Source organism: Bacillus cereus group sp. MYBKT14-1 (assembly GCF_051915185.1).
GTDB classification, from domain to species: Bacteria; Bacillota; Bacilli; order Bacillales; family Bacillaceae_G; genus Bacillus_A; species Bacillus_A cereus.
The window spans coordinates 227,009-234,486 of sequence record NZ_JBQAEF010000008.1 but is presented as its reverse complement, the minus strand read 5'-3'; the positions used below and the strand labels follow the sequence as shown (position 1 = coordinate 234,486).

The window sequence follows — 7,478 nt, the reverse complement described above, 5'->3', positions numbered from 1 at the left end:
ATGATTGTCCTTTTCTTGCCATAAAAAAATCCCCTCCAGATAAAACAGTATTGAGTCCATCATATCAGATGGACTCTTTTTTTACTGTCTACCTATAGGGGATAATACCAATGGGCTCTTTTTTATTTTTCTTTCTTATGTTCCTTATATTCATGTACTTTTTCTTTCACATTACCAACTGTATCTTTAGCAGTGCCTTTCACCTTATCCCATTTTCCTTCAGCTTGTAATTTCTTATTGTCAGTTACTTTCCCAACAACTTCTTTTACTTCACCTTTTACCTTATCAATGGCACCTTCTACTTTTTCTTTTAAACCATGATCATGTTTAGTCATACATTTCTCCTCCTTGTAGTTTGATTAGAATTCTCTTTTCATATTGCAAGTTGAATGATGTATCTAGTAATAGCGTAACAAATCTAGTTTGAATATTCAAATGATTAATAGGATAGAAAAGGAATTGTCATAAAATGTTTAAAAATGTAACGGAAGGAGAAATAAAGTAAATTATAATATGTCTTTTGCGGTCCATATTGATTTTGTATAAGCGATTTTCATGTGAGCACGTTCCATGTTATTTTGACTGCCGCTACCGAACCTTGCTTGTCCAACTATTAAAGTACAATTGGATTCAATAGCTTTCTTAATTCGTTTTTGAATTAATGCAGTATGACAGCCTTTACGCTGAAATTCTGGCAAAGTAGCAGAAGCAGCTAATGATGCGACACCCTTATTTATATACAGGACACCAATACCAGCAGGGATATTTTGAACTTCAGCTATGAAAAAATGCCACCCTGGTTCATTGTAAAGAATTTCATTATTTTGGCGCACGCTATCTTTTGTAAAGGATGGCATATTAAATCCACGTACATAAATGTCTGCAAAAATATCAAACTCATTTTCTTTTAGTTTTCGTATTGTAATATTAGAAGGAAGAAGTGATGAACCCTCTCTCGGTATACTATACAAAGCAGTATGGAAGCTAGATTGATAAAACCCTTTTTGAGATAAGTATTGAAATAATTCAGTTGTACCTTGTGCTGGGGTAATTTCAAAACGACAAGGGATTTGTAGTGATTCATAATAAGAAATGATTGCATCAATCGCATCTGCATTTGTAATACCTTTTACCGTATTAAAAGCTGGACCAGCAATTATTTTTGATGAAAAGGCAGTGGCGCTACCGAATTTTTTTATTTGCACTTGCATTGGGTTTCCGCTTATTGTTTGTAGTCTCTCTAATCTAGAAGAGAGCATATCAATTTCTGCATTTTCAATTTCTGTTGCTATATCGAGTGTCATAACAGTAGTCATAAAATTCCTCCGTTAATAAATATATTTCATAGTACATATACGATTTTTGTTTTGAGATTCCTGTTGAAATGTGAGAGAATAAGAGGTTTTTTGGAAGGGAAATGGAAGTGAGCTGTCGAAGGGAGTAGAAACAGATTAAAGGTGGTGCTCTCATGAAACAAAAAACCGTGCAGACATGCTCTAATTGTGGTTCTCAAAACATAGGAGAAGGTGAGTTTGTCGGATATGCACAAATACGGAAAAAGGAAACGATGTTCACATCTTCACCGGTGGATGCTTATATTTGTACAGATTGCGGGAATATCCTTCTATTAAAAGTACGACATTATGAAAAGTTTAAGCAGAAGCCGTTATGATCATTGAGAAATGGTCATATCCAACGTTGTATACGAAACGACTTATGTTAAGGAAAATGAATATGAGTGATAGTTTACATATATATGAGTATGCTACAGATAAAGAGATGACAACTTTTACTGTATGGGATGCTCATCGATCGTTATGTGACACATATAACTATGTAGAAGAAATTGTGGGGCAATATAATGAAGGGCAAGTAGCACCTCTTGGAATTGTATTAAAAGAGGAGAAAAAACTTATAGGCACGTGTGGATTTATAAAATATGATTTGGTCACACATACAGCAGAAATTGCATACGCCTTATCTCGAAAATATTGGGGAAGAGGATTAGCCACGGAGGCTGCATTAGCTTTTTTCTACTATGGTTTTCATGAGTTGCATCTTAATAGTATTGAAGCGGGATGTGATTCAGAAAATGAAGCATCTGAAAAATTAATGAAACGTTTGAATATGGAGTACAAATATACAATTCAGAAGGATATGTTTATTAAAGGTAAGAATCGCGATACAAAAAGATATTGTATATCTAGAGAAGGATATATGAATCAATGAAATATCTTACATTGAAAAACTCCTTTAAATGAATCAAGGAGTTTTTTTATTTTGATAACAATAAATCGGAGTTTATCTTTTTGTTCGTGTGTTAGGAGTATGGAAGATATATCGAATTTTAGTAGAAAATAAGGAATACAGTAATCGTTTTATTTTTAAACTGAAAAAGAAAGTAAGAAAAAAGGTAGATAGTTTATCGTTCTGAATTATTTCCAAAGAAATAATTCAGAAAATACAGAAAAAATGTCGTAATCATTTGCGGAAGTCTGTTATAATAAACGAAAAAATGAAAACGCTTTAAAGGGGGATATAACCAATATGATGATGAATGTACCGCTAACAATTAGTTCTATGATGGAAAGAGCAGAAAAGTTATTTTCAAAGAAAGAAATTGTTTCTCGCACACATGATACCATTACGACATTAACGTATAAGCAGCTAGGAGAAAGGACGAGAAGACTTTCTAGTGCGTTAAAAAAGCTTGGGATTAAGGAAGGCGAACGTGTAGGAACGTTAGCGTGGAATCATCATCGACATGTGGAGGCGTATTTTGCTATTCCTGGTATTGCTTCCGTTTTACACACAATTAATATTCGTTTATCTCCTCAACATATTTCATACATTATTCAGCACGCAGAAGACCGAATTCTACTTATAGATGAAGATCTCGTACCGCTTGTTGAAAATATTCAATCACAATTATCAACTGTACAAGCTTACATTATTATGACTGATAAAGATGAACTCCCAAACACTACGCTGAAGCCTGTATATCATTATGAAAAGCTATTAGAAGAAGGCGATCCCAATTTCCAATTTGTAAAAGATATTGATGAAAATACACCAGCTGGTATGTGTTATACGTCAGCGACTACAGGAAATCCGAAAGGTGTTGTATATACGCATCGTAGTACTGTACTGCATTGCATGGCACTCGGTTTAGCGGATACAGCTGCTTTATCGGAAAGTGACGCGGCGATGGCAATTGTACCGATGTTCCATGTGAATGCTTGGGGACTTCCTTTCGCTGCTACTTGGTTTGGATCAAAACAAGTTCTTCCAGGACCGATGTTTACGCCGAAAATTTTATTAGAAATGATCCAATCTGAAAAAGTGACGTTAGCTGCCGGTGTGCCGACAATTTGGCTCGGTGTATTACAAGAGTTAGAAAATAATAGTTACGATTTATCTAGTATGACGAGAATACTATGCGGAGGTGCAGCGGCGCCGAAAAGTGTTATTAAAGCATTTGAACAGAAACATAATGTTCCGTTCATACATGCATATGGTATGACTGAAACGAGTCCACTCGTAACACTTGCACGTTTAAAAAGTTATGAAACGGAATTATCGTATGAAGAGCAACTAGAAATTCGCTCCAAACAAGGGTATCTTGTCCCTGGTGTAGAGATGAAAGTAGTCGGTACAAATGGTGAAGTGAAGTGGGACGGTACGGAGATGGGAGAACTATGTTTACGAGCACCTTGGATCGCTGAAAGCTATTATAACGATGATCGTACTGTCGAAGGTTTTCGCGATGGATGGTTATATACTGGTGATGTTGTCACAGTGGATGAGGAAGGTTGCGTGAAAATTGTTGACCGTACGAAGGATGTTATTAAAAGCGGGGGAGAATGGATTTCTTCGGTCGATCTTGAAAATGCTTTAATGGCACATGATGCTATATTTGAAGCGGCTGTCGTTGCAGTTCCTCACCCTCAGTGGCAAGAGCGACCAATTGCCTGCGTTGTTCAAAAGAAAAATAGTACGGTTACAAAAGAAGAAATATATGAGTTTTTAAAACCACAGTTTGCGAAGTGGTGGTTGCCAGACGATATTGTCTTTATGGAAGAAATACCGAAAACATCTGTTGGGAAGTTTTTAAAACAGGCGCTTCGGAAAGAACTGGAGCATTTGCATAGAGAGAAATAAGTGAACTTCTATTTGTAAACTCTAATACATTAATGGTTGACAAAAGAGGAGTGGAAAGATAATATAATTTTTGTAATATGTTACCTAAAATAAATTTTAAGTTTACAAATAGGAGAAGCAAATATGAATACAAAAAACTTAGTTTTTGTCGCTTTATTTAGTTCTATTATGGGAGTGTTAGGGTTAATACCTCCGATTGCTCTTTCTATTACACCAGTTCCAATTACATTGCAATCACTCGGTGTTATGCTTGCGGGTGGGTTGTTAGGATCACGTCTAGGTGCGTTAAGTCAGCTTATTTTCTTACTTATTGTAGGAGTTGGAGCACCATTGCTTGCTGGTGGACGCGGTGGCCTTGGTGTATTTGTTGGACCAAGTGCAGGATATTTACTTGGTTACATCATTGGGGCGTTTGTTATTGGTTATTTAATTGAGCGTTTACGTGAAGTTTCTATTATAAAAGTATTATGTATTAATATAATTGGTGGTATTTTCGTAGTTTATGTATTTGGTATTACTGTACAAGCGTTCTTAATGGATGTTTCTGTATGGGAGACAATGAAAGTGAGTGCTGTGTTTTTACCAGGGGATTGTATAAAAGCAATTATTGCGGCAGTTCTCGTAACAAAATTACATCGTTCATTGAAACATATTATTACGCCCGCTTTAAAGAATGGAAAATATACAAATGCGGGATGATAAAGGGAAGAAACACGTTAATTGCGTGTTTCTTTTTATTATTATTGTAAAGAAAGGACGTCTCATATGGGGATTACAAAAGAATATAAAAAGCATGCCTCTTTACAACCAAATAAAATAGCGATAAAGGAAAATGATAGAGTTTTAACATATAAAGAGTGGTTTGAATCAGTTTGTAAAGTAGCAAGCTGGTTAAATGAAAAAAAATCGAAGAATAAAACGATAGCAATCCTATTAGAAAATCGTATAGAGTTTTTACAACTATTTTCTGGTGCCGCTATGGCCGGGTGGGTTTGTGTTCCGTTAGATATAAAGTGGAAACAAGATGAGCTCAGAGAAAGAATTGAAATTAGTAATCCGGATATGATTGTGACAGAACGATATAAGGTGAATGATCTATTGGATGAAGAAGGAAGAGTAATTGAAATTGATGAGTGGAAAAGAATGATAGAGAAATATCTTCCTACATATTCCACTGTAGAAAGTGTACAACATGCTCCTTTTTATATGGGATTTACATCAGGATCAACAGGAACAGCAAAAGCATTTTTACGTGCACAGCAATCGTGGGTTCATAGTTTTGATTGTAATGTACATGACTTTCATATGAAAAGGGAGGATTCAATTTTAATAGCTGGGACGCTCGTTCATTCTCTTTTCTTATACGGGGCAATAAGTGCATTATATGTAGGACAAACAGTGCACATTATGAGAAAGTTCATTCCGAATCAAGTATTAGATAAGTTAGAAACTGAAAATATATCGGTTATGTATACAGTTCCGACAATGCTTGAATCTTTATATAAAGAAAATAGATTAATAGAAAATAAAATGAAAATTATTTCATCAGGAGCGAAATGGGAAGCTGAAGCGAAAGAAAAAATAAAGAATATATTTCCTTATGCGAAAAGATATGAATTTTATGGTGCATCAGAGTTAAGTTTTGTAACAGCACTAGTCGATGCAGAAAGCGAAAGAAGGCCAAATTCAGTAGGAAAACCTTGTCATAATGTGCAAGTTCGAATATGTAATGAAGCAGGCGAAGAAGTACAAAAAGGTGAAATAGGAACTGTTTATGTGAAAAGTGATCAGTTTTTTATGGGATACATAATAGATGGGGTTTTAACACGGGAGTTGAATGCAGAAGGTTGGATGACAGTGCGAGATGTAGGCTATGAAGATGAAGAAGGCTTTATATATATTGTTGGTAGAGAGAAGAATATGATTTTATTTGGAGGAATCAATATTTATCCAGAAGAAATAGAAAGTGTATTACATGAACACCCAGCTGTTGATGAAATAGTTGTAATTGGTGTGAAAGATAGTTACTGGGGTGAAAAGCCCGTCGCGATCGTAAAAGGAAGTGCTACGAAACAACAATTAAAGAGTTTTTGCTTACAGAGATTATCCTCTTTTAAAATACCGAAAGAATGGCATTTTGTAGATGGAATACCTTATACAAATAGTGGGAAAATCGCTCGTATGGAAGCAAAAAGTATGATTGAAAACCGGGAGAAAATATATGAATAGAGCAGTCATTGTAGAGGCGAAAAGAACACCTATTGGTAAGAAGAATGGGATGTTAAAAGAGTATGAAGTTCAGCAATTAACAACGCCGCTTCTTACGTTTTTAAGTAAAGGGATTGAGAGGGAAATAGATGATGTCATATTAGGTAATGTTGTTGGGCCAGGAGGGAATGTTGCGAGACTATCTGCTTTAGAGGCGGGACTTGGCTATCATATTCCTGGTGTAACGATTGATCGGCAATGTGGTGCTGGTTTAGAAGCAATTCGAACTGCGTGTCATCTCATTCAAGGCGGGGCAGGTAAGTGTTATATCGCCGGGGGAGTAGAGAGTACAAGTACGTCACCTTTTCAAAAAAGAGCACGATTTTCACCTGAAACAATTGGTGATCCTGACATGGGAGTAGCGGCTGAATATGTTGCGGAGCGTTATAATATAACGAGAGAAATGCAAGACGAGTATGCTTGTCTTAGTTATAAGCGGACACTGCAAGCGTTAGAAAAAGGATATATACATGATGAAATATTTTCTTTTAATGGATTATTAGATGAATCTATAAAGCCAGAAATGAATTATGGACGAATCATTAAAAGAACAAAGCCCGCATTTTTACAAAATGGAACAGTGACGGCAGGTAATTCATGTGGTGTAAATGATGGGGCATGTGCTGTTCTTGTAATGGAAGAGGGACAAGCTCGAAAGTTAGGTTATAAACCTGTCCTTCGTTTCGTTCGTAGTGCTGTAGTGGGAGTGAATCCCAAGCTTCCAGGGACTGGTCCGATATTTGCGGTGAACAAATTATTAAACGAAATGAATGTAAAAGTAGAGGACATCGATTATTTTGAAATAAATGAAGCATTCGCCTCAAAAGTTGTTGCTTGCGCAAAAGAGTTACAAATTCCGTACGAAAAAGTAAATGTAAATGGTGGAGCAATTGCGCTCGGTCATCCGTACGGTGCATCTGGTGCTATGCTTGTAACACGTTTGTTTTATCAGGCTCAAAGAGAGTCTATGAAATATGGAATTGCTACATTAGGAATTGGAGGCGGGATAGGGATGGCGCTATTATTTGAGAAAATAGAAGACTAGCGAG

The 7,478-nt window shown here is 36.0% G+C and carries 8 protein-coding genes and 1 pseudogene; 7 read left to right on the top strand and 2 right to left on the bottom strand.

Annotated elements, in window-relative coordinates; genetic code table 11:
- Positions 1 to 122: 122 nt before the first annotated feature.
- Positions 123 to 335 carry a CsbD family protein gene (locus tag ACTFO4_RS20470; protein ID WP_000160410.1) on the bottom strand — a complete coding sequence of 71 codons (213 nt, stop codon included), beginning with the start codon at positions 333 to 335 and terminating at the stop codon, positions 123 to 125.
- Positions 336 to 506: 171 nt separating this feature from the next.
- Positions 507 to 1,316, bottom strand: a complete 810-nt coding sequence (locus ACTFO4_RS20465; RefSeq protein ID WP_061457598.1) for a GNAT family N-acetyltransferase — start codon at positions 1,314 to 1,316, stop codon at positions 507 to 509.
- Between the two features lie 152 nt (positions 1,317 to 1,468).
- Here ACTFO4_RS20465 and ACTFO4_RS20460 point away from each other — a divergent pair, with 152 nt between their 5' ends.
- The 7 genes and pseudogenes from ACTFO4_RS20460 (at position 1,469) to ACTFO4_RS20430 (ending at position 7,474) form a co-directional block, all read left to right on the top strand.
- Positions 1,469 to 1,672, top strand: coding sequence for a hypothetical protein (locus tag ACTFO4_RS20460; protein WP_000810948.1), 204 nt, complete (start codon positions 1,469 to 1,471; stop codon positions 1,670 to 1,672).
- Positions 1,669 to 2,229, top strand: coding sequence for a GNAT family N-acetyltransferase (locus ACTFO4_RS20455; protein WP_000582845.1), 561 nt, complete (start codon positions 1,669 to 1,671; stop codon positions 2,227 to 2,229). The genes ACTFO4_RS20460 and ACTFO4_RS20455 overlap by 4 nt, the downstream gene beginning before the upstream one ends.
- 64 nt (positions 2,230 to 2,293) lie before the next feature.
- Positions 2,294 to 2,434 (top strand): annotated as a pseudogene (locus tag ACTFO4_RS20450) (helix-turn-helix domain-containing protein); the annotation flags it as partial.
- A 113-nt stretch (positions 2,435 to 2,547) separates the two neighbouring features.
- Complete coding sequence (locus tag ACTFO4_RS20445) at positions 2,548 to 4,161, top strand: long-chain fatty acid--CoA ligase (RefSeq protein WP_000980172.1); 1,614 nt, start codon at positions 2,548 to 2,550, stop codon at positions 4,159 to 4,161.
- Positions 4,162 to 4,284: 123 nt separating this feature from the next.
- Positions 4,285 to 4,860, top strand: a complete 576-nt coding sequence (locus tag ACTFO4_RS20440) for a biotin transporter BioY (RefSeq protein WP_001093334.1) — start codon at positions 4,285 to 4,287, stop codon at positions 4,858 to 4,860.
- 66 nt (positions 4,861 to 4,926) lie between these two features.
- Entirely contained in the window at positions 4,927 to 6,390 is a 1,464-nt protein-coding gene (locus tag ACTFO4_RS20435) for an acyl-CoA synthetase (protein ID WP_061457596.1), read from the top strand.
- Positions 6,383 to 7,474 (top strand): acetyl-CoA C-acyltransferase, encoded by a 1,092-nt coding sequence (locus ACTFO4_RS20430; protein WP_017673173.1) that lies wholly within the window; start codon positions 6,383 to 6,385, stop codon positions 7,472 to 7,474. Before ACTFO4_RS20435 ends, ACTFO4_RS20430 begins: the two co-directional genes overlap by 8 nt.
- Positions 7,475 to 7,478: the final 4 nt, after the last annotated feature.

Coding starts and splice junctions, on each gene's coding strand:
- ACTFO4_RS20430 (WP_017673173.1), top strand. CDS start 6,383: ATGAATAGAGCAGTCATTGTAGAGGCGAAAAGAACACCTATTGGTAAG.
- ACTFO4_RS20440 (WP_001093334.1), top strand. CDS start 4,285: ATGAATACAAAAAACTTAGTTTTTGTCGCTTTATTTAGTTCTATTATG.
- ACTFO4_RS20435 (WP_061457596.1), top strand. CDS start 4,927: ATGGGGATTACAAAAGAATATAAAAAGCATGCCTCTTTACAACCAAAT.
- ACTFO4_RS20460 (WP_000810948.1), top strand. CDS start 1,469: ATGAAACAAAAAACCGTGCAGACATGCTCTAATTGTGGTTCTCAAAAC.
- ACTFO4_RS20465 (WP_061457598.1), bottom strand. CDS start 1,316: ATGACTACTGTTATGACACTCGATATAGCAACAGAAATTGAAAATGCA.
- ACTFO4_RS20445 (WP_000980172.1), top strand. CDS start 2,548: ATGATGATGAATGTACCGCTAACAATTAGTTCTATGATGGAAAGAGCA.
- ACTFO4_RS20470 (WP_000160410.1), bottom strand. CDS start 335: ATGACTAAACATGATCATGGTTTAAAAGAAAAAGTAGAAGGTGCCATT.
- ACTFO4_RS20455 (WP_000582845.1), top strand. CDS start 1,669: ATGATCATTGAGAAATGGTCATATCCAACGTTGTATACGAAACGACTT.